This window comes from Laspinema palackyanum D2c, assembly GCF_025370875.1.
Lineage (GTDB): Bacteria > Cyanobacteriota > Cyanobacteriia > Cyanobacteriales > Laspinemataceae > Laspinema > Laspinema palackyanum.
In genome coordinates, this window is record NZ_JAMXFD010000003.1 from 247,604 (window position 1) to 267,566 (window position 19,963).

At 45.6% G+C, this 19,963-nt stretch carries 20 protein-coding genes and 1 other RNA gene; 14 read left to right on the forward strand and 7 right to left on the reverse strand.

Translation table 11 applies throughout. The annotated features are described in order from the left end of the window. The first annotated feature begins 79 nt into the window (after positions 1–79). Positions 80–1,408, forward strand: coding sequence for a 2-succinylbenzoate--CoA ligase (locus NG795_RS06180; protein ID WP_367287784.1), 1,329 nt, complete (start codon positions 80–82; stop codon positions 1,406–1,408). Between the two features lie 75 nt (positions 1,409–1,483). On the opposite strand, the gene NG795_RS06185 is transcribed toward NG795_RS06180, so the two are convergent. The 3 genes from NG795_RS06185 to NG795_RS06195 all read right to left on the reverse strand — a co-directional run bounded on the left by NG795_RS06185 (position 1,484) and on the right by NG795_RS06195 (position 4,272). Continuing rightward, positions 1,484–1,822 carry a hypothetical protein gene (locus NG795_RS06185; RefSeq protein ID WP_367287785.1) on the reverse strand — a complete coding sequence of 113 codons (339 nt, stop codon included), beginning with the start codon at positions 1,820–1,822 and terminating at the stop codon, positions 1,484–1,486. A 158-nt stretch (positions 1,823–1,980) separates the two neighbouring features. Continuing rightward, positions 1,981–2,397 carry an acyl-CoA thioesterase gene (locus tag NG795_RS06190; protein ID WP_367287786.1) on the reverse strand — a complete coding sequence of 139 codons (417 nt, stop codon included), beginning with the start codon at positions 2,395–2,397 and terminating at the stop codon, positions 1,981–1,983. 75 nt (positions 2,398–2,472) lie between these two features. Next, on the reverse strand, positions 2,473–4,272 hold the full coding sequence (locus tag NG795_RS06195; protein ID WP_367287787.1) for an AAA-like domain-containing protein: 1,800 nt from the start codon (positions 4,270–4,272) through the stop codon (positions 2,473–2,475). Positions 4,273–4,389: 117 nt separating this feature from the next. Here NG795_RS06195 and NG795_RS06200 point away from each other — a divergent pair, with 117 nt between their 5' ends. The 13 genes from NG795_RS06200 to NG795_RS06260 all read left to right on the forward strand — a co-directional run bounded on the left by NG795_RS06200 (position 4,390) and on the right by NG795_RS06260 (position 14,986). Continuing rightward, complete coding sequence (locus NG795_RS06200) at positions 4,390–4,959, forward strand: hypothetical protein (protein ID WP_367287788.1); 570 nt, start codon at positions 4,390–4,392, stop codon at positions 4,957–4,959. 174 nt (positions 4,960–5,133) lie between these two features. After that, positions 5,134–6,144, forward strand: a complete 1,011-nt coding sequence (locus NG795_RS06205; RefSeq protein ID WP_367287789.1) for a PstS family phosphate ABC transporter substrate-binding protein — start codon at positions 5,134–5,136, stop codon at positions 6,142–6,144. Between the two features lie 109 nt (positions 6,145–6,253). Then, positions 6,254–6,394 carry a hypothetical protein gene (locus tag NG795_RS06210; RefSeq protein ID WP_367287790.1) on the forward strand — a complete coding sequence of 47 codons (141 nt, stop codon included), beginning with the start codon at positions 6,254–6,256 and terminating at the stop codon, positions 6,392–6,394. A gap of 46 nt (positions 6,395–6,440) precedes the next feature. After that, entirely contained in the window at positions 6,441–7,247 is an 807-nt protein-coding gene (locus NG795_RS06215) for a type IV pilin-like G/H family protein (RefSeq protein WP_367287791.1), read from the forward strand. A gap of 115 nt (positions 7,248–7,362) precedes the next feature. Next, on the forward strand, positions 7,363–7,920 hold the full coding sequence (locus NG795_RS06220; RefSeq protein ID WP_367287792.1) for an NfeD family protein: 558 nt from the start codon (positions 7,363–7,365) through the stop codon (positions 7,918–7,920). A 55-nt stretch (positions 7,921–7,975) separates the two neighbouring features. After that, positions 7,976–8,911, forward strand: coding sequence for an SPFH domain-containing protein (locus NG795_RS06225; RefSeq protein ID WP_367287793.1), 936 nt, complete (start codon positions 7,976–7,978; stop codon positions 8,909–8,911). Positions 8,912–9,038: 127 nt separating this feature from the next. Next, complete coding sequence (locus NG795_RS06230) at positions 9,039–9,605, forward strand: type IV pilin-like G/H family protein (RefSeq protein ID WP_367287794.1); 567 nt, start codon at positions 9,039–9,041, stop codon at positions 9,603–9,605. A gap of 410 nt (positions 9,606–10,015) precedes the next feature. Beyond that, on the forward strand, positions 10,016–10,642 hold the full coding sequence (locus tag NG795_RS06235) for a type IV pilin-like G/H family protein (protein WP_367287795.1): 627 nt from the start codon (positions 10,016–10,018) through the stop codon (positions 10,640–10,642). Between the two features lie 224 nt (positions 10,643–10,866). Continuing rightward, entirely contained in the window at positions 10,867–13,515 is a 2,649-nt protein-coding gene (locus tag NG795_RS06240; RefSeq protein WP_367287796.1) for an AAA-like domain-containing protein, read from the forward strand. Positions 13,516–13,623: 108 nt separating this feature from the next. Then, entirely contained in the window at positions 13,624–13,890 is a 267-nt protein-coding gene (locus tag NG795_RS06245) for a YciI family protein (RefSeq protein WP_367287797.1), read from the forward strand. A 78-nt stretch (positions 13,891–13,968) separates the two neighbouring features. Continuing rightward, positions 13,969–14,065: signal recognition particle sRNA small type (gene ffs / locus NG795_RS06250), an RNA gene on the forward strand. Positions 14,066–14,155: 90 nt separating this feature from the next. Further along, positions 14,156–14,527 carry a phasin family protein gene (locus NG795_RS06255; protein WP_367287798.1) on the forward strand — a complete coding sequence of 124 codons (372 nt, stop codon included), beginning with the start codon at positions 14,156–14,158 and terminating at the stop codon, positions 14,525–14,527. Positions 14,528–14,560: 33 nt separating this feature from the next. Continuing rightward, positions 14,561–14,986 (forward strand): hypothetical protein, encoded by a 426-nt coding sequence (locus tag NG795_RS06260; protein ID WP_367287799.1) that lies wholly within the window; start codon positions 14,561–14,563, stop codon positions 14,984–14,986. Between the two features lie 98 nt (positions 14,987–15,084). On the opposite strand, the gene NG795_RS06265 is transcribed toward NG795_RS06260, so the two are convergent. The 4 genes from NG795_RS06265 to NG795_RS06280 form a co-directional block, all read right to left on the reverse strand. Further along, entirely contained in the window at positions 15,085–15,762 is a 678-nt protein-coding gene (locus NG795_RS06265) for a DUF2834 domain-containing protein (RefSeq protein WP_367287800.1), read from the reverse strand. A gap of 79 nt (positions 15,763–15,841) precedes the next feature. Continuing rightward, positions 15,842–16,735 carry a sugar phosphate nucleotidyltransferase gene (locus NG795_RS06270; protein ID WP_367287801.1) on the reverse strand — a complete coding sequence of 298 codons (894 nt, stop codon included), beginning with the start codon at positions 16,733–16,735 and terminating at the stop codon, positions 15,842–15,844. Positions 16,736–16,767: 32 nt separating this feature from the next. Next, on the reverse strand, positions 16,768–17,835 hold the full coding sequence (locus tag NG795_RS06275; RefSeq protein WP_367287802.1) for a mevalonate kinase family protein: 1,068 nt from the start codon (positions 17,833–17,835) through the stop codon (positions 16,768–16,770). A gap of 424 nt (positions 17,836–18,259) precedes the next feature. Next, entirely contained in the window at positions 18,260–19,720 is a 1,461-nt protein-coding gene (locus NG795_RS06280) for a CHAT domain-containing protein (RefSeq protein WP_367287803.1), read from the reverse strand. Positions 19,721–19,963 lie beyond the last annotated feature (243 nt).

Consider the following 19,963-nt stretch of genomic DNA (forward strand, 5'->3'; position numbering starts at 1 on the left):
ATTCTCCAAAATTAACCGGGCAGCTATCCCAAACCAGCCCCCCTGCCCGGGTTGGCAAAAATCGGATTTGATAGCCTGGATGGAGGCAGAAACGGGACCTTTAGGGACGACTGCGTTGCAATTATTTTCCCAATTAATTCCGCAAAAAGTTCCCCCAACTCTGTTATTGGCAGAAGGCGATCCAGTCAAATTTTTAGCCGGTTTTATTGCAGCGGTTGCCGCAGATTGTCCCCTGTTTTTAGGCAATCCCAACTGGGTTGATCACGAATGGCGATCGGCTATCGAACTAATTCAACCGGACCGAATATGGCATCAGGGACAGGACTTTCCCGGAAAGGCTTGTCAAAATCCATCGGATACTATCCCCTCGGGAATTATGATTCCCACAGGGGGTTCCTCGGGTCAACTGCGCTTTGCCATTCATACTTGGAAAACTTTAATGGCATCAGTGGCTGGATTTACACAGTATTTCCAACTCTCTGCGGTTAACTCCTGCTGTGTGTTACCCCTATTTCATGTCAGCGGTTTGATGCAATTTCTACGGTCTTTGACCACGGGAGGAAAGTTTGTAAATTTTCCCTCTTATAAAACAATTGTAGAGCAAACGGCTTTCAAAATCAACCCGGAAGAGTTTTTTATTTCTCTGGTTCCAACTCAATTAAACCGACTCCTAGAAACTCCCGAATCCGCCAATTATTTAGCCCGGTTTCAGACCATTTTATTGGGGGGTGCACCGGCATGGCCGGAATTATTGCAACGGGCGAAACAGTACCATATTCGCCTCTCTCTCACCTACGGCATGACGGAAACCGCCTCCCAAATTGTCACTCTCAAACCTGCGGATTTTCTAGCAGGAAATCAGAGTTGTGGCCAACTGTTGCCTCATGCCAAAATTAGCATTATGAATCCTGAAGGAGAAGTGTTGGCAGTCGGTAAAACGGGGATAATTACTATTGAAGCCGATTCTCTGGCAAAAGGGTATTATCCTGGGGAAAATTTAGCCTTTACTTTAAACAGGTTTCAATCTGATGATTTGGGGTTTATCGATGAAGGCGGGTATTTAACCGTGGTGGGACGCCACAGCGATAAAATTATTAGTGGAGGTGAAAATATTTATCCGGCAGAAGTGGAGGCGGCGATTTTGGGGACGGGTTTGGTTGAAGATGTCTGTGCGATCGCCGTACCGGATCGCGATTGGGGTCAAGTCGTGACAGCGGTTTACGTTCCCAAGGGCCTAGTCGAGTCTGAGGCGATCGCCTCGTTACTCACGGATACCTTATCACCCTTTAAGCGTCCGAAATATTGGGTACAAATAGACAGGTTGCCTCGGAACAATCGTGGAAAAATCTCCCGCCGTATCGTTCAAGAAATGGTTTTAATTCAACTCAAACATCAGGTAACACCGTAAAAGTAACCTCATTTTAAAGTCAATATTTGGGTTGCCTAGGGAGATTGAATTGTCACTTGAATTAATGGAATTGTCTTAACCTTCCCGCATCACATGGGGAAATTCCATGTGATAGACCTGTTCCCAAAGATATTTTACATAAGACTGATTGGAGGGCACAATTCGGCGATCGTAGGCCAAATCAGCCGCCGCCCGATCTAAAATTCGCACATCAATCGGGTTGAGTCGTTGCCGTCTTTTACTCGAACTGAGTAACCAGACAATTTGAAACATCGTTTCTGGGGCAGCGGTGGTATTTGGATTTGACCAGGCCCTTGCTAAGGGCTGACTCTCGTTGCTTTCGTTAATGCGATCGGTCCGGTCCCAATAGCCTAATTGCCGAATCTGTTCGTAAAGTTCCTGTTCTAGTTTCATTATTGATTGCTAAGTGTTCTACAAGGAAAGTCAGGAAAGTATCGTGGGCGCTCTGTCGAGTCCACGGTGTTGTTATTGTGATATAGTTATAATATTAAACTTTGATTAAAACAGTATTAAGATTTACAAATTTTTGTAAAATTTTGAAAATTTTCCCCTCAGTCGGACCAACTCTCGATCCAGTGAATCATTTCTGGAGGCAGGGGTTGGCGGGTTCGGAGTTGGGGATCAATGGAAACGTGCTCAGTTCGCGCTTTTGCCAGGGGGCGTTCTGTAGGCATTGAGACAGCCCGGATCAAGTAGGTAATTTCAAAGCGATCGCCACTGAGGGCGTGAGGCGTGAGGGCGATCGCCACTTCATCCCCACAAAACAGGGGCCGAAAAAAGTCAATACTGGCATGAACAATCGGAATAGCAGCCTCGGGGTTATTAAAAAAAGTTCGCAACTCTATCCCCGTCGCCATCAGGGATGCCTCATACGCTTCATGGCAGATGGAGAGAAGATTGGCAAAATAGACGACCCCAGCAGCATCGGTATCTCCAAAGCGAATTGTGCGAGAGTAAGAAAAAGACATGGGCGGTTTAACTGAAAGCGTTGGCATCCAGAATAGCCGATCGCCGTCCCCGTTTTCCCAGATTCCCAATAAGTTCTAATCTTTAAGGCGATCGCCAAAATACTCGGCATATAACCGACATCTGGGAGTGCAATCATTGCCGGTCATTTTAACTAATCCCATACTCTGTAATTTAAACCCCTGTTCCGCAGGCAACCGGACCGGATCCACCTGGGAAACCACTGCTTTCATGGCTTGGGTGAGAGGCGGATATTTTTCTAAATTCCACAAATGCCGACGTAAGTGATCGCCATACAATCCTGTTTCCGTCGGGGATTCTTGCACCAATTGAGTCAGGGTGACATCTTCCCGGGCAATATGATAAAGGGCTAATCGCACTAAATAGGGATGTCCTCCGACTAATTCCATTAATTTCTCCACCTGATTGCTATGCCAATTCAGATGATGTCGTTGGGCTAATTCCGTGACTTGGGCGGGAGTAAATTCGGGTAATTCAATCGGCAATCCGACATTAAAGGGGGATTTGTTGACATCTAAGGGAATGTACACTTCGCTGGAATATACGACAATCAAGCGGAACTGTTTCCAAATATCCCGCCGTTTCGCTTCTTCATGTAGCGATCGCAATAAGCCAAAAAAGTCATCGGCAATCTCGGGAAATTCAAACAGGCGATCGACTTCATCTAATCCCAGGGTCAAAGGACCGTTGAGTTCCGGGAGTAAATATTGCTCAAAATAGGCTTTGCAACTTTGGTTACTGCCGATCGCATCCGCTAACTGAGAATACTTTGCCAATCGGTCTAAATCTAATCGGTCCAACTCCAAGCTAACGCTGGCATAAAACCACTGTAAGAATGTATTTAAACTGCTAAATACCCGGCGATCGGCAAGCTGCAAACTCACCGCCACAGCTTGCGAACCCTCTCGTTCTGCATGATGGAGAATCCGGGCCATTAAAGATGTTTTGCCCATCTGTCGCGGGGCTTTAATGCGGATTAATGCCCCCGGTTGGGTGATGGTTTCATAACAGCGGGATTCAATCGGAGGACGTTCAATATAAAACTGAGACGCAATTTCTACCTGTCCTTCGGGCAATTCCGGAGGGGCAATAGGAAGCGGAATCTCCGGAGTTGCCTCGGATGACCGATTCTGAGTGAGAGGTAATCCTTGAACCGCCCAAGGATAGCCAGAACCCAAAGCGATGCGCCCTTCGGCTAATAATTCAATTAAGTCAGAAACCATCGCGTTTGTATCCCCGTCATGCCGCCACTGCCAGGGCTGAATTCCCTCTAATAAATGCTGCAATTCAAAGGGAATCGCTGGGGTAGATTTTAGGTTAATATAAATCGGTAATATTGCCAGTTTTGGCGGCGTCATCCTCTGCAACTCCCTCCCTTGTCGGACTTGTTCCCAGACTAATTCGCTTTCTAATCGGTTAGGAGATAAGAGTAAAAGTAAATAATCAAAGGAGTCAAGGGGGAGTGTATAGTCTTGCAGGGAAGAGGTTGTGTTCAGGGTCGCTTGGGGTAGAATCACCTCATGACCTGCCGTACTCAAAGCCTGGTAAAATTGGAGAGAGAGGGAGGAAGAAGGGGTGCGATCGCTGATTAAAATTTTCCAAGACTGCGGGGATTCGGTCGAGGGTAAAGGGTTCTCCTCAAAATCGGCAATATCCCGCCATTCTCGCGCCAAAACCCGACAGATTTCTATAAAATTGGCAAAATCTACAGGTTTACCATTCAGGAAATTACTCACCGTAGATTGGGCAAACCCCAACTCTTCCGCCAGGATTTTTTGACTGGGAAACCCATGCCGTAATAACGAAGATTTGAGGGTAGAAATACAAGAAGGACGGACTTTAAGCGATCGGGGCATAATGGCGAAAACCGGAAGACACCATCCTGATTTTAAACGGCAGCGTTCCCAAAGTCGATGAGAATTCGATGAAGTGTCAAATAACTCAGTCAGGTACTCGGAGAGGGAATCCCTAGAATGGAAGAATGTAAACCCCGGGAGGATATTGCCCTCTGGGAGATGAAAGCACAAGTTAATCCGATGATTGTTGTTGAAAAAACCCCCACACAACTCAAACTCCGACATCGCCCTTATTTCGTCTGGCTGATTGCCAGTAGTTTGATCCTCGGACTGCCGTTTCTGTTGTTGGCAGTCGGTTCTTTGTTAACCTGGATTTTTCATCTGTGGTGGATACCGTTATTGTTATTGTTGGCGATCGGGATTGGAAATTTTGCGCTAGTTTGCTGGGGACCCGTGGTCACTTGTACCTTGGATAAACAGTGCGATCGCCTCATTCTCAAGTACCATCGGGCGATTTCTTCTCAACGGATCGAATATTCCCTCGCAGAAATCCGGGATGTTTTAATCGAATCTCGCAGTTGGGACGGAGATATTCCCCTAGACTTTCAGATTGTTTTATTTTTAAAAAATGGGAGATTTCTCGCTTTAGATGGAGTGAGTTCCAGTTGGCAATCTCATCAAGAAACCGCCAATTTAATTCGAGCTTTTCTAGGCTTACCCCAGCAGAATGTATTCAACCAATCATAAAGTCAGTCGGGATCCGGTGTTCAAGGTGACAATTAAAGTCATTTCTCGCTCTATGCTAGACGGTGATTCCGACCTCCTGGGATAAAATCTTAACGAAATTTAAACATACAGGGGTCAATTATCCCGGGTTTTTCTGATATAATAAACCAAAAAAAATGGGTGGATTAGGAATCAATGTCTGCAAAAAAAGAAACAACCACACTAATTATAGCCCTAGTAATTGCCCTAGGTTTGATGGGTGCCTCTGTCTGGTGGCTGAGGGAAGAGTTAGACGGGGCCCGAAGATTATTGACGGACTCAGAAAATCCCCCCCCGTCCGAGGGAATCGTTAATCCTGGAGGGGACTCTAACCCCGAAACTTTAGCCGAAGTTCAGAATGTTCCGAGGGGATTATTTAGTCACGGGGGGAGTAGCACTTGGGTATCAATTCGGGTCGCCGTAGACCCGGCCATTCAAACCGTTTGGCCGCAGTTTCAACTCCGCTATACTGACCCAGCTAGAGGTGCACCGAGTTCAGGAACCGGGATTCAAATGTTATTAGATAATCAACTCACCTTTGCGATGTCGGCGAGACCAGTTTCCGATGCCGAATATCAAAAAGCGAGGGATAGAGGGTTTAGCCTGAAAGAAATTCCCGTCGCCATTGATGGGATTGCGATCGTGGTCCATCCCTCTTTAGATATTCCCGGAATCACGATGGATCAATTTGATGCGATTTATGCGGGAAAAATTACTAATTGGAATCAAGTGGGCGGACCGGATTTGAGAATTCAACCCTACGGCAAAATCGACCGAGATTCTCACCCGAGTGTCATTTTAACCTCCACAACCACCGAAGCATTAAGGGGAGTTGGCTCAAATCCTGGGGGAATTTATTGGGCTTCTGCACCCTTACTTGTGTCTCAGTGCATGGTAAAACCCTTAGCCGTGGGACGGACTTCTAATAATTTTGTTGCACCTTATAAATTGCCCTTTGTTCCCCTGTCGGAATGTCCTCAAAGGCGCAATGAAGTGAATTTAGAGGTATTTAGAAGTGGGGAATATCCCTGGAGTCGGCGATTGGTGGTTGTGGTTAAAGAAAATGGCCAAATTGACCAACAAGCGGGGGAGACTTATGCCAAATTTTTGTTAACCGAACAGGGTCAAGAATTAATTCGGAAAGCGGGATTTGTGAGTTTAAGATAAAACTTAAGTCGATAGAAACTCTAAGGGAACTCAAACAACTCAGTCTGGATCTCAGTCCGTCCCAGGATGTAATGAGAAAGAAAGCAAATCGAGTTAGGAGGAAGTTCCGATGGTAACCGATTTTTCTGTAGTCGCATTACTAACCATGCCGATACAGACTGCAATGACTAGCGTCTATTCCTTGTTGCCGATGCCTGTGAGTCCGCCCACCTGGTGGATGCCCCTATGTGGAAGGATTCTCTACAATTAGATACCAAAAGTTTTGACTGTCCAGGTAATTATCTCAAGGATGAAAAATGTTTAACGATCTCGTTACGTTCATTGCTGTTGCGGCTATCTTATTTGCGTTGGGAGTTTTTGCAGTAACTCGCTCAGTTTCATCGTCGGCTTTAATACTGACAAACGCTTTTTTTAGCTTCAGCCTGAGTTGGAGTTGGCAAATGCTTAAAAATCCAGATAATTATGGCCCTCCATTTCTAGGTTTTATGACGTTCAATTTGATATTATTCACTTTATTATTTATGAGTTTTAGGAGTAGCAATCGGCATATTTTTAAAAAGATTAAAAATAATCAAAATTACAAAATTGCCAAAATAACAAGTTTCTTGATTCCATCTTTGTTGATTTTGATTTGCTGGCTTCCCACTTCTGAATATTTTCACATGAGAAATGTTGAGTCATGGCAAGAGAGAACCAGTAAATCCTATCTGTTTTGGTTAAATAGCTCTTCTCATTTTTATTATGAAGAGCATAAAAGATTTCCAGAGTCCATAAGAGAACTCTCAGAATATTTTGAATGGTATCGTTTACCATTACCGGAGACCAATTATATTTATGAAATGCAAGGGTATTCAGACCGAGTTATTAGTTATGCAATTGCGCCTAACGAGAGAACTAAAAGCTATATAGCCGGAGTCTATTTTTCTCCGACCTTTAGTTCAGATAATGATGGAGAAGCAGTAGAAGGTTTCGAGTTTTTAAAGTCAGTTGTCTGCATTGCCAACTCTCCCGGTGCCATTCGACTAGCCGAACCCATCGTGGAATCGAACTCAGTCAGATGTAATGCTGACAGCACAGAAGCGATTGAGTTTCCTGATGATTGAGCATAAGCTGACGATCGCCAGAAACTCGAAGGGAACTCAAACAACTCAGTCTGGATCTCAGTCCGTCCCAGGATGTAATGAGAAAGAAAGCAAATCGAGTTGGGAGGTAGTTCCAGTGGTAACCGATTTTTCTGTAGTCGCATTCCTAACCATGCCGATACAGACTGCAATGACTAGCGTCTATTCCTTGTTGCCGATGCCTGTGAGTCCGCCTACCTGGTGGATGCCCCTATTCTGGGGGGGAACGGGAGTGAGTTTTTGTGCGATCGAGGTGTTAGTCCGAAAATATTTCGGTCATAAATATAAGGCGATCTCCTTAATCATGGGAATTACAGCCCTGATTATGGGGGCGATCGTATGGCATTCGATGATGGTACCGGAGTTGGATTGGCAAATTGCCTATTGGGTGGGATTGTCACTGGTTTCGGTTCTGTGGTTGCGTCCCATATTCGTGAAAAGTAGAGGCGCGATCGCCGTCCAGGATGCAACCGAAGCCAAAACCTTATCCGCTATCTTACCCGGGGAAGTCGGGCGCGTGATCTATGAAGGCAGTTCCTGGTCCGCACAATGTGATGATCCTGACTTGGCGATCGCAGCCAATCAAAAAGTGTACGTCTTACGCTGCGAAGGCAACACCCTCATCGTCGTTCCCCACCAGCTTTTTCACTCTTAGGTTCTATACATTCCATTTCTCTGTTCAGTTCACCCACCCTATCAGGAGTTTTATCATGTACGAATCCTTATTTTTAACCTTTCTCGCGGTAACCGGAATCTCCTTAGCCGGTAGCGTCAAAATTATCAAACAAGGGGATGAAGCCTTAGTGGAAACCCTTGGCAAATATGACGGCAAGAAACTCCAACCCGGACTCAATTTTATGGTTCCGTTCCTGGATCAAGTTGCCTATCAAGAAACCACTCGCGAACAATTTCTGAATATTCCTCCTCAAACCTGCATGACCCGCGATAACGTTTCCATTAGTGTAGATGCAGTCGTCTATTGGCGGATATTAAACATTGAAAAAGCCTATTACAAAGTCAAAAATCTCCAGTCTGCTGTGGTAACTTTGGTCACTACTCTAATTCGGTCAGAAATCAGCAAATTAAAACTAGAACAGACCTTCATGGCCCGCACTGAAGTCAATGAATTGCTATTACAGCAACTCGATATTGCCACAGAACCCTGGGGAATCAAAGTAACCCGAGTTGAATTGCGGGATATCATTCCATCCCTATCCGTGCGAGAAGCGATGGAATTGCAGATGTCATCGGAACGGAAAAAACAAGCCGCAATTCTCACCTCTGAAGGACAACGAGAAGCCGCGATTAATAATGCCAAAGGGGAAGCAGAGGCCCGGATTTTACAAGCAAAAGCAAGACAGCAAGCAGCACTTTTGCAAGCGGAAGCGCAACAACAGCAACAAGTGCTGAATGCTAAAGGCACTGCTGAAGCAATCTCCACCCTCGCCAAAACCCTGGAATTTGACCCCTACGCCACCGAAGCAATGCAATTTTTACTCGCTCAAACCTATCTGGATATGTCCCTCAAAATGGGGGGAGAAGGCAAGGGAATTATCACCGACCCGCGTAATATTCCAGCCACTTTAGACGGCGTGCGATCGCTCGTTTCCCAACAGAGTAACGGCAAAGTTAAGCACTTGTCTTGACAAGTCCAAAACCTGGGTTAAATTCAGTATAATTAGGGGCCAATTCACCCCTAATTCTCTGACCTATTTTCCTTTTTTTATCTGAATTTTGCAATTTCCTGAGACCCAATCATGAGTGAGTGAACAGATGTCTAAAAAGAATGATTTAAAATGGGGTAAAGGATTGGGATTATTAATCCTGTTGGCATTCATCGGAATTTCCTTAAATACTCCCGGCTCTCCGGATCCTTTTCATGTGAATCGAGCCAAATCTGTCGAATCTCGCAATAACTTAGGGGCGATGAATCGGGGTCAACAAGCTTACTTTTTGGAGCATAATAATTTTGGAGAATCTGTAAATGATTTAGGAATTTCGATTCGTCCTGAAACACAAAACTATCGCTATTCTATCAAAGGGTTAGATAATGCTGCCTTTCACTATGGGATATCTCTTCACCCGGAGGTATTTCAACCCAAACCCAAAATTTGGGGAATTTTACCTCGCCGAGGCAAAGAATATGGGATACCTAGCTACTTAGGTATTGTTTGGGTAAAACATAATCAAAATGCTGATTCTGACAAACCTCAAAGCCAATGGCTAACGGTTTCTATCTTGTGTCAAAGCACCTATCCCTATTTGCTCAAAGAAGGTTTCCAGCCTCGTTCTCATAACGGTGATTTTCAATGTCCCGATGGCATGGTCCAATTGAATTAACCCAGGAATCGGATAAGTCCTGTTTTACTCACTCAAACCTATCTGACTATGGCCCTAAAAACGGGTAGAGAGGGCAAGGAAATCATCCCAGACCCGCCTCATATCCCTGCCACCTCGGCGTGCGATCGCTCGTCTCCCAACAGAGTAACGGCAAAGTCAAGCACTTGTCTTGACCCGTTCATAGAGGAGGTTAAAACCCGGGTTTAACTAGGCGATCGCCATTGATTTAAAAGGTTTCACCTCGATGGAAGTGAGCCTTTTAACGCTTCCCTTCTATCCCGGAAATTAACCCAGTTTACCTGAGAATTCTTGAGTATTTGGAGCTACATTATTAGAATGTCTGACTTTTATAAATCCCAAAACTGTAATTCGCTTATTGGTTACCAGATTAAAAATATGGAGGCTTAATAATGAACAAAAGAAATAAGCGTAAACACAAAATATTCTATTTTTATTATGTGGATATAATTATAATTTTTAGTGTTTTATTGGTTTTGGCAATAATCGCATCGCCCTCTTTCTTTTCCGTTGCCGACAACGCTAAAAGAGCGCCTTCTTTACATATAATACAAGAAATCAACTGGAAGCAAGAATCTTATTTTCTGAGAAACAACACCTTTGCCAGGTCTTTAGAGCAGTTAAACATTCGCATTCCTTCAGGCCTAAATAACTATCGTTATTCTATTCAACTTGCCGAGCAGTCTGTATTTCACTATGCTATCTCTCTTCAACCTGATAAAATGGCATTAAGAGGAGGATTTCTTGACCGTATTTTCTCTCCCTCTCCCAAACAATACGCTTTCCCCAGCTATTTAGGGATGCTTTGGACTGTACCAAATCCAAGTACAGATCCCGATGAGGACGAGACGGATCTCATTCTTCACTCTGTTTTGTGTAGAAGCACTTACCCACACATTCTGGAACCCGGATTTCAGCCTATCTTTGAAGAAGATCAGTTTCAATGTCCGGAGGGGATGGAAATAAAGAGAAGGCATTCAACCCCTATTTCTTCAAATCCTGTAGAGATTCAAAATTGACCCTGATTAGCCTCAAACCGAATGTTCTGCTTGAATAAGCCGAGTTACTCTCTGAAAAACTGATTTTTTGAGTTAGCCCTATTCGACTAAAGTAATGGCAAAGTCAAGCAATTTTATTCATGAGTTCAAAAGCTAAGGTAGAATAGGTGGAATTAGGAGCAGAACCACTTAGTAAACTTATAGTGCTTTGACGTTAACCTCAACTTACCCCCAGCCTAATTACTATGACCCATACAGCCTATCAGTATCAAGTGGGAGGAAGCCTACCGGAATTTTCCCCCACTTATGTGATGCGAAAAGCAGACCATGAATTATATGAAAAATTAAAATCTAGCGAGTTTTGTTACATTCTTAATTCTCGCCAAATGGGAAAATCTAGCTTGCTGGTGCGAACGGTACATCGTCTAACTGCTGACGGAGTTGCCTGTGCCACGATTGATATTTCTGATATTGGCAGCAAACAGATTTCTCTCGAACAATGGTATGGAGGCGTGGCCTATAAACTCACTAGCAATTTTAATTTATTAGATGCGTTGGAGTTTATGACCTGGTGGCAGGACCGAGAGTCTATTTCTCCAGTTCATCGCTTGGGGGAACTGATTGAAACGGTTTTATTGCGGCAAGTTTCTCAACGGATTGTCATTTTTATTGATGAAATTGATAGTGTTTTGAGTGTTAATGAATCTTTGGAAGACTTTTTTGCCTTGATTCGGTCTTGTTATAATAAGCGATCGCAGAATCCCAATTACGATCGCCTGACTTTTGCCCTCTTGGGAGTTGCCACCCCCTCGGATTTAATTAGCGATCGCACTCGTACCCCCTTTAATATCGGTCATGGGATTGATTTATCGGGCTTTCAACACGATGAAATCCAGCCGCTAGTCGCTGGATTAACTGATACCGTGGCTAATCCCCAAGAGGTCCTCCACCAGATTCTCCATTGGACCGGAGGACAACCCTTTTTAACTCAAAAATTATGTCAATTGGTCCGGGAAACCGGAAAAATTAGCCCCGAATTTTTACCCCAGTTAGGGAATGAAACCGAATGGATGGAACGGTTCATTAAAACCGAAATCATTCACAATTGGGAATCTCGGGACGAACCGGCACATCTGCGAACCGTTCGCGATCGCCTCCTGAGAAACCCCCAACGGGCCAGCCGTTTACTAGGATGCTATCAACAACTCTTACAATTAGAAGCAATTCCCGCCGATGATAGTCCCGAACAAACCGAATTACGCCTCTCTGGGTTAGTCCGATTCAAAGATGGAAAATTAATCGTTAGCAATCCCATTTATGCCGCCATTTTTAATCCCAATTGGGTGGAAAAATGCCTGTTTGATTTGCGTCCTTATGCTGAAGCCTTAGAAGCCTGGTTAGGGTCCGACTGCCAGGATACTTCCCGCTTACTCCGAGGAAAAGCCCTACAAGATGCCCGAGACTGGGCCAAAGGGAAAAATTTGAGCGATCGCGATTATCAATTCTTAGCCGCCAGTCAAGAATCTGAATTAACCGAATTTCGCAAAAATGCCGAACAAACTCAAGCCCAAATTCAGCAACTTTACCGAGAAAAAGAATTATTAGAAGAACTCACCCAAGAACAAAATCGTCGCAAAATCAGCGAAGCAAAACTCCGACAATATCAGGAAAATCTAGCCCGACGTATGACAGGGACGGGCGGCGCATTGATTGCAATTTTTGCCTTTCTCATTGGCGTGTTTTGGGTCAACAAATCCATTGACGAAACCCATACTAAACTCAACGGCATGGCTTTACTCTCTCAAGCCCTAATTGCTGAAAATCAACGGGAATTGGCCCTGATAGAAAGCCTGGAAGCCGCCCAACAACTCAAGGCATTCATTGGGGTCAACTCAGCAACTCAGTTCCGGGTAGCCCTAGGACTGCATCAGGCGATCTATGGTTTAGTGGAACCCGATCGCCTCCTCCATCCTCACCCAGCGATCGCCCTGGAATTTACCCCCAACAGTCAGGGTCTGGTCACGGCTACCCCTCATACTGTTACCCTGTGGAATGGCGATCGCACCCTCGCCCGGAATTTACCCGATATTCCGGGTCCAATTCACCGCATTGCTATCAGTCCTAACCGCCAAATCATCGCAGTGGCAACCCGTCATCATCCCCTGCAATTCTGGACAACAACCGGGGAAAAATTACCCCTGACCCTCCCTCATTCCAGTCCCATCACCGATGTGAGTTTTAGTCCCAAAGCAGAGGCGATCGCCACCGCAGAAGAAAAGACCGTGAAAATTTGGCGGGTCAAAGATGGAAAATTGCTGCAAACTTGGAGAGGACATCAGGATCAAGTTTTATCCGTGAGGTTTTCACCCAACGGCAAAACCCTCGCCTCTGCCAGTGGCGATCGCCGGATATTCCTCCGCAGAATTAGGGATGGTAAATTGATTCATATCTTAGAAGGACATGGCGATCGCGTCGTTGCCATTCGCTTCAGTCCCGATGGTCAATTATTAGCCTCCGCCAGTGATGATGGCACCGTCAGACTCTGGCGAGAAAGCGATGGTAAATTATTAAGTATTCTCCACCATTCCAGTTCCGTCACCAGCCTCAATTTCCACCCCGATTCTCAAACCCTTGCCACGGGAACTGCTGATGGGAAGATTAACCTCTGGAACCGAGACGGCAGCTTCCTTACGCCCTTACGCGGACATCAACAAGCCATCACCCATGTATCTTGGTCTTCAGAAGGGGGAGAATTAGCCTCCACCAGTGACGATGGGACGGCGATCGTTTGGAACCTGGAACTGGATGATTTAGTGCGTCAGGGTTGCCAGTTATTGGGCGATCGGTCAATCCCCCATTCCATAACTCCCACCCTCCTCAACCCCTGTTCTTAAGGCAACCCGAACCAGTAGCCCATTTGATGCTAAAATTTGCGAAGACCTGCACTCTTACGAGTCCCAGGCCAATCCCATTTAACCCCTAACCCCTGACAGCGACCTCCAATGCCCTGGTTTGTCAAAATAGAAGAAGGAACCGTCGATAAACCCACCTTCGATCGCCACGTTCCTGCCCATAAAGCCTACGTCGAAGATTTAATTGCCAAAGGACATCATGCCAAAACCGGCTATTGGCAACGACGCGGAGGCGGAATGCTACTGTTTGAAGCCGAGTCAATGGAGGAAGCCCAGCAGATCGTCGCTTCTGACCCTCTCGTAAAACATGGCTGCGTCAAGTACGACCTCTATGAGTGGTGTATTGTCGTGGAATAACGCGCCGAAACCAGAAGTTTTAAAAATATTCTGCCACCCCCTAGACAAGAGTCGGACCACAATGATATAGTTGTAAATGACCTGGACCCATGCGGTCATAACGCCCAAATCTTGTCAGGACCGGAAGGTAGCAGCAATACGGGATGCTTGTGACAGGCGTGGTATCCGGGTCACTTTTTTTAGTCCCGCTTTTTGGTGGTCACTCCGCCTCTATTAGCCTTATCCTAGAAGCAGTAACCTCAGCGACTAAGGAGCAATACTGCCTATGCCTGGTTTCGGTGATATAGTACAAAAGGCATTTTATCTGGGAGTGGGAATCGCATCTTATGCAGGCGAACAAGCCACCGGAAGACTAGCCGAAGTGCGTGAAAAAGCCCAAAAACTGGCCGATGAAATGGTCGCGCGGGGCGAAATGAGCACCGAAGAAGCGCGTCGCTTCGTCGAAGACATGATGAAACAGGGCCAGCAGCAAATCAAGCAGCCCCAATCTGAACCGACAACGCCACGAGAACCCCGTCGCATTGAAATCTTAGAAGACGATGAAGAACCCACCCCGGAGAAACCTCCGGAGGTGAATAACCTGCGCGATCAGGTACAATCGTTACAGGATGAACTACGGCGACTCCAGAACGAATAGAGATTGCTTCCGGAAATCATTAGGCAAAGGGTTATGGAAGATTGGCCGAAAGAATTTTTCAAAATGTTAGAGACAGCGGGACAAGAAGTGGATCGCTTTGTTCAAGAAGTGACGGAAGAGGTCGAGGAATTCGTCGATATTTTGGGAAGGGTTTCTTCAGATATTATGGAACTGTCTGAAGAATTCGCAGAAGAATTACAAACGACGATTTTCACCGAATTCGACCAATATTTTGAAGAGTTAGTTGATCCATTTTTTGACCTGTATTTAGGACTAGATGAATTTCCAACGGACATGGATGGGTTTGTGTCATCCGTGGAACCCACAGCGGAAAAATATTCAGCCTGTATCGGCTGTAAAAACTATCACGGACAGGTTTACGGGGGCAATGTACTGGTTTGTGGGATGCATCCCTATGGCTGGGAAGCCGATGGAGACTGTCCCGACTGGGAGTCCTAATTGGGATAAGTAACAGGAGGCGCGGCGATCGCGCCTTTTGTGTTTTTTGGGAGGCGATCGCCTGGAATCGCGGCCGAATTGATTCTGCCCCTACTGTACTATTCCTGAGTGACAGGAGTATTCATCGGGACCCCTTCCCCACTAACTCGGATGGGGGGACGTAAGGCTAAATAAAATGCCGGTCCTAATAGAGGAATTAAGGCGACTATCCAAAATATCACGGGACTGTTTAAACCGCGTCGCGCCATGTCGTCCCCGAGGATGGTGGGAAAGAGGAGGCACAGCAGGCAAAAGTCTAAGGTCATGACGTGAATAAATCGGCTGGTTTGCCATTGGTAAAAGTAATCGGTCCAATTTCCCTGGGTGATGCCATATCCAACTAAAATGAGGGCGGATAAGGCGGCGATCGCCCCGAAAATTCGCGAGTCTATTGCTTTTAAAAACCAATTTTTCTCCCCGGAAAAGGTGGGGTTAGGCTGGCGCAAGGCGAGATAGGGTAACAAGGCAAATGCGCCGACTCCAAAGGAAAAAGTGACAAACGGCCATGCCGGAACTTTTTGACCTTTTCCATCTAAAAATAGCACGGCGCTATAGATGAATGGCCATACTCCCATGATATTAAACAGGGCAATAATCAGAGGGTTGATTCCCTCCCATTCTCCAGTTACTAGGTTTTTAATTAAGTTAAAGGTGGCGGTGGGGTTATCCGGGGGTGCAAATCCAAATGCATAAATAATTAGTCCAATCCATATCAATCCAAAGCCAAGTTTTCTCATGGGAGTTTTGTCAATTTTGCTAGGGTTCGCCTCTATGGTATCAAATGTCAATCAGGCTGAGGTTGATTCAGCACTCGTTTTATCCCTGGCGAAAATCGATGAATGTTTGATAATAGGCATCGGGCATTCCGGTATCGAAACACCGTCCCTTGATTTGATAGCCATACATTCCTTCAGATTGACGCACTTGTTCTAGGCAGGTGGTAAGCTGATATTCTCCTTTTTCTCGGAGATTATTGCGGATATTGGCTTCGAGATAGTCAAATATTGTGGGGGTCAGGGCGTAAATTCCGAAAACGGTTAAGAAGCGATCGCCTGTTAATCCTGCTACCTTTAAGTATTTCCTGGCATAGTCTAAATCCGGCTTTTCGCAGACTTCGGTGAGGGACAAAATTTCCTCGTTATCTTGCCAATTTCCCGTCACGCAACCACAGTGATAAATTTCTTCCCCAGGGGTGACGGTGAGGGCAACGGTACTTTTTCCGAGGCGGTTGTAAACCTCCACCAGTTGGTGGGCACAAGAAACATCGGTATCCGATAAATAAACATGATCCCCTAAAAATAGCAGGAACGGTTCCTGATTTACCCAGTCTTTGGCGCAAGATACCGCATGACCATAGCCTTCCTGAACTTCCTGAATTAACAGGGTAATTTTCTGGCCTAAGTCTTGTAAATAATGACTATAGGCTTGATTCTCTGGGGAAAGTTTGTTATAATGAATTGGGTTTAAAGGGGTTTTAAAAAAACTTTCAAAAATTGGAGCATCCCCCGGTTGGATGATAATAGCCACCTCTTCGATTCCGGCAGTGATAGCTTCTTCTACAATGGCTAAAATCGTGGGTTTAACTCGACCTTGGCGATCGATAATGGGTAATAATTCTTTTTTGACAGCTTTGGTGGCTGGAAACAGGCGTGTGCCAAATCCTGCGGCTGGAATAATTGCTTTGCGAAGGGGATGAGTTGAGTTTTTCATATTAAAAAGGTGGAAAAAAGGCCATCAGTCTCTTATTCTGTGATTTCAGCAGCCGAGGATGAAATCATCAGTTTTAGACATTGCATTTGCGGGAAATCTCGTTTAATTAGTTCAATCACGCGCTGTTGATTTTCTTGATTTTTCACAATAAATTGTGCCGTACCATCTCCTTGAGAACCGACGCCTTTTCCGCCCAAAATTAAGGGTTGCAGGGGAGGATGTTTGAGAAGCGAATGCAGGACCGGGGCGGTTAATTGGGAGGGACAGGCCCGAATTAAATAGCGGTCAAATTCGGTTTGGGCTTGCTTCATTAAGGCCCCGAGGGATTCGGCATCACCCTGTTCTAGGGCTGTGGCGGCTTCCTGGGTAATTCTGGCGCTAATCTCTCCTAAATATTTATGAACGCTTTGCTTAATTTCATTGGTGGCAAAAGGATAGCATTGATTGAGAATACTGAGAATTTCATGGGTATTTTTGGAAGCGGCTAAATCCACGACTACAAAAAATAAGTTTTTGTCAGTTTTCAGTTCTATAATATTAATATGTTGTCCATCAAACATCATCATCACGGGCCGGTTTCCGTAGGCACAACTTTGGTCGAGGCGACCACAGCGAGATGGGGTGGTAATTTCCCCGTGATAGGCTAACTCCATTTCACCGCGAAGGGTTAATTTTAATTGGTACAACTGATTGAAACAACGAGCGACGAGGACGGAGATAGCTGCACTTGAGGCTAATCCTTTTTGAATGGGTAAATCGGTTTTATAGTTATCAATTTCTATGCCTTGGACCTGATAAAGTGTCAAGGCTTGATAGGCGACTCCTGCGGCGTAACTAAAAAACCCACCCTTTTTGGCTTCGGCCAGCAATTGTTCTCGTTCCATCGGAATTTGTAACAATTCTTTACGAGTGCCATCGGTGAGACAGGAGTGAAGAATCAGATGGGTGGGATGGGGTTTGACTTGGGCATAAAGACCTTGATTGGTGCCGACGCTGAGGGTGTATCCTTTGTGGAGAGCAGGATTGATACTTCGGTACCCCCCGGCCCAATCACTGTGTTCTCCAAATAAACAAAGACGACCTGGAATAAACATTTTCATCGATTTTTTGGATGGGATGCAAAACCCGAGTTATAAAAATCACTGGCAATGGGATAATTGTAGGATGTTTGGATGGGGTTTGGCAAAATTGATGACCCCTGATGGAATGAACCGGATTAAAGTCAGGTTCGGTATATGATTTCTAATGGGTCAGTCTAAGCCTACCTTCAACGCCTATTGATTGCGTGATTGCAATCCAATAAAATTACACCGATCGCCCAGATGGACTCATAAATTTACAGCGATTATATTCGGAAATTCAATGGGTCAGAATTTAAAAGAGCCGCCGATCGCTTCAACAGTTGCTCGATGTTTCTGGGTTGGGTGTTCCTGTCAAGGGATCAGTGAAATCAACTGAAGCCGCGATCGCCTTTCTTGAGTTTTATCCTTCTCCAGAAAAGCGATCGCCAGCGGCAACAGCTTCTTACCAGGGACTGCCAATTAAGGTAAACCCGGCCCAAAAGTAAGGGTGAGCTAAATTTTCCCCCGTCAATTCCCCTAATTCTCCGGGGAGAGGAAGCACCCCGCGATCGCTGACGAGGTTGCCGTCTTCTAGGCGCACTTCTCCTCGCAACATCGCCAGTTGTGCCTCTCGCAGCGCTTCTGCCTTGAGGAGCGATCGCGAGTTGGCGTCGTCGGTTTTGAACGTATTGTAAAACTCGGACATCAGTGCTAGAGTCCCGAGGTCACTCACATACCATAAACTCGCTAAGGCAGAAGGGACGCCGCTTTGAATCGCTAATCCGGCAAATCCCTTTTCGGCATCTTGGCTGCCGACAGCCGTCTTACAAGCACTCAACACCAATAATCCGATCGCTGCTTGATCGAGTTCCAACTGTTGTATATCATCCAAAGTGAGTTGACTATCCCACAATTGAATATAAGATTGAGCCGGGTTTCCCTCCTTAAAATCAGCGTGAGTGGCGAGGTGAACGATTCCATAGCGGGATTCTTGCAATTGCAAGTGCAAGTTTTCCTGGGTAAAATCTTCATTGAGAAAAACCTCTCCCGGCCACAGATAACGGGCAATTTGAGAGAGTTCCACCGGGACCGCAGGCAGGGGAGAGAGGTTTTTAAATAGGGACGCCCCCATTGCCAAAACTTCTGTATTCGCCAGTTCACTGGGATTCAAGTCAATCATATTAAAGGCGGGAATTAGGGCGAGACTGTATTGTTCCACCAAAAATTTTTCCCCATCATGTAAGGCAGCAAAGGGGACCGATCGCAACCCGGGCCCGACACATAACAACAGATTTTCGATTCCTCGGGACTGCAATTCATCACGCAAAGGGGCGATCGTCCAAGTATAAATCTGTTGCGCTTGAGGCAGATAGGACCGGGTACTTCTTCGGCTAGGGCTAGTCATGCGCTGCCGTAATTGTTGTGCCGTTTCTATCAGCATCTCCTGATTGGTTTCAGCGATCGTCCGACCCGTCACTCCTCCATCCGCAGTGACTAACAACAGTTCAAGTTTATCCTCACGGGGAATCATGTAAATTACCGCCGACTTTTGACCCGTTTTTTGTTCGACGCCAGCCAACGCTTCGCCAATTTCTGCCCCACTTAGGGTAACTTCCGATAAATTTCTGCCAAAATAATCTTCAAATACAGTTTCCCATTGTTGCTCAATTGCTGTAACAGATTGGGCAAAATCACTCGGGGAACTTCCTTGGCTGATGGCAGGTTTTTTATCCTGTAATTGAGTGACCTGATGGGATAAGGATATCCCGGAGGGAACGATAGAAAACTGAGCATCCCTAGCGGCAGTCACTGAGGGGAATAATGCGATTCCCAAAGAACATAAAAAAGGCACAATATACCAAAAGCGTTTCCTGGAAATGAAAGAATTGAATGGTGAGCTTAAATGGAAAAATGTTAGTTTCATGGAAAAGTTACTATTCGCTAAATTCGCTTTTTTTTGAGGGGGTGATCAGATTGAATGTCACCCAAGTAAAAGCGCGATCGCGCTTGCGTAGATTTCCCCTAAAGGCTCGCATTTATTGTAACCAAAAAACTTCGGAATTGGCCGATGTCTGAAAAGCTTGAGGGCAAAGAGTTTAATGTTGAAGTGGATCTGGGTATCGGGTTCAATCTGCGTCCCAAGCACTTGTGAAAAGCCTAGCCGAGG

Bases quoted from the DNA above. Each gene is read 5' to 3' on its own strand.
- NG795_RS06180 (WP_367287784.1), top strand. From the start codon at position 80: ATGGAGGCAGAAACGGGACCTTTAGGGACGACTGCGTTGCAATTATTT.
- NG795_RS06185 (WP_367287785.1), bottom strand. From the start codon at position 1,822: ATGAAACTAGAACAGGAACTTTACGAACAGATTCGGCAATTAGGCTAT.
- NG795_RS06190 (WP_367287786.1), bottom strand. From the start codon at position 2,397: ATGTCTTTTTCTTACTCTCGCACAATTCGCTTTGGAGATACCGATGCT.
- NG795_RS06195 (WP_367287787.1), bottom strand. From the start codon at position 4,272: ATGCCCCGATCGCTTAAAGTCCGTCCTTCTTGTATTTCTACCCTCAAA.
- NG795_RS06200 (WP_367287788.1), top strand. From the start codon at position 4,390: ATGGAAGAATGTAAACCCCGGGAGGATATTGCCCTCTGGGAGATGAAA.
- NG795_RS06205 (WP_367287789.1), top strand. From the start codon at position 5,134: ATGTCTGCAAAAAAAGAAACAACCACACTAATTATAGCCCTAGTAATT.
- NG795_RS06210 (WP_367287790.1), top strand. From the start codon at position 6,254: ATGGTAACCGATTTTTCTGTAGTCGCATTACTAACCATGCCGATACAG.
- NG795_RS06215 (WP_367287791.1), top strand. From the start codon at position 6,441: ATGTTTAACGATCTCGTTACGTTCATTGCTGTTGCGGCTATCTTATTT.
- NG795_RS06225 (WP_367287793.1), top strand. From the start codon at position 7,976: ATGTACGAATCCTTATTTTTAACCTTTCTCGCGGTAACCGGAATCTCC.
- NG795_RS06230 (WP_367287794.1), top strand. From the start codon at position 9,039: ATGTCTAAAAAGAATGATTTAAAATGGGGTAAAGGATTGGGATTATTA.
- NG795_RS06235 (WP_367287795.1), top strand. From the start codon at position 10,016: ATGAACAAAAGAAATAAGCGTAAACACAAAATATTCTATTTTTATTAT.
- NG795_RS06240 (WP_367287796.1), top strand. From the start codon at position 10,867: ATGACCCATACAGCCTATCAGTATCAAGTGGGAGGAAGCCTACCGGAA.
- NG795_RS06245 (WP_367287797.1), top strand. From the start codon at position 13,624: ATGCCCTGGTTTGTCAAAATAGAAGAAGGAACCGTCGATAAACCCACC.
- NG795_RS06255 (WP_367287798.1), top strand. From the start codon at position 14,156: ATGCCTGGTTTCGGTGATATAGTACAAAAGGCATTTTATCTGGGAGTG.
- NG795_RS06260 (WP_367287799.1), top strand. From the start codon at position 14,561: ATGGAAGATTGGCCGAAAGAATTTTTCAAAATGTTAGAGACAGCGGGA.
- NG795_RS06265 (WP_367287800.1), bottom strand. From the start codon at position 15,762: ATGAGAAAACTTGGCTTTGGATTGATATGGATTGGACTAATTATTTAT.
- NG795_RS06270 (WP_367287801.1), bottom strand. From the start codon at position 16,735: ATGAAAAACTCAACTCATCCCCTTCGCAAAGCAATTATTCCAGCCGCA.
- NG795_RS06275 (WP_367287802.1), bottom strand. From the start codon at position 17,835: ATGAAAATGTTTATTCCAGGTCGTCTTTGTTTATTTGGAGAACACAGT.
- NG795_RS06280 (WP_367287803.1), bottom strand. From the start codon at position 19,720: ATGAAACTAACATTTTTCCATTTAAGCTCACCATTCAATTCTTTCATT.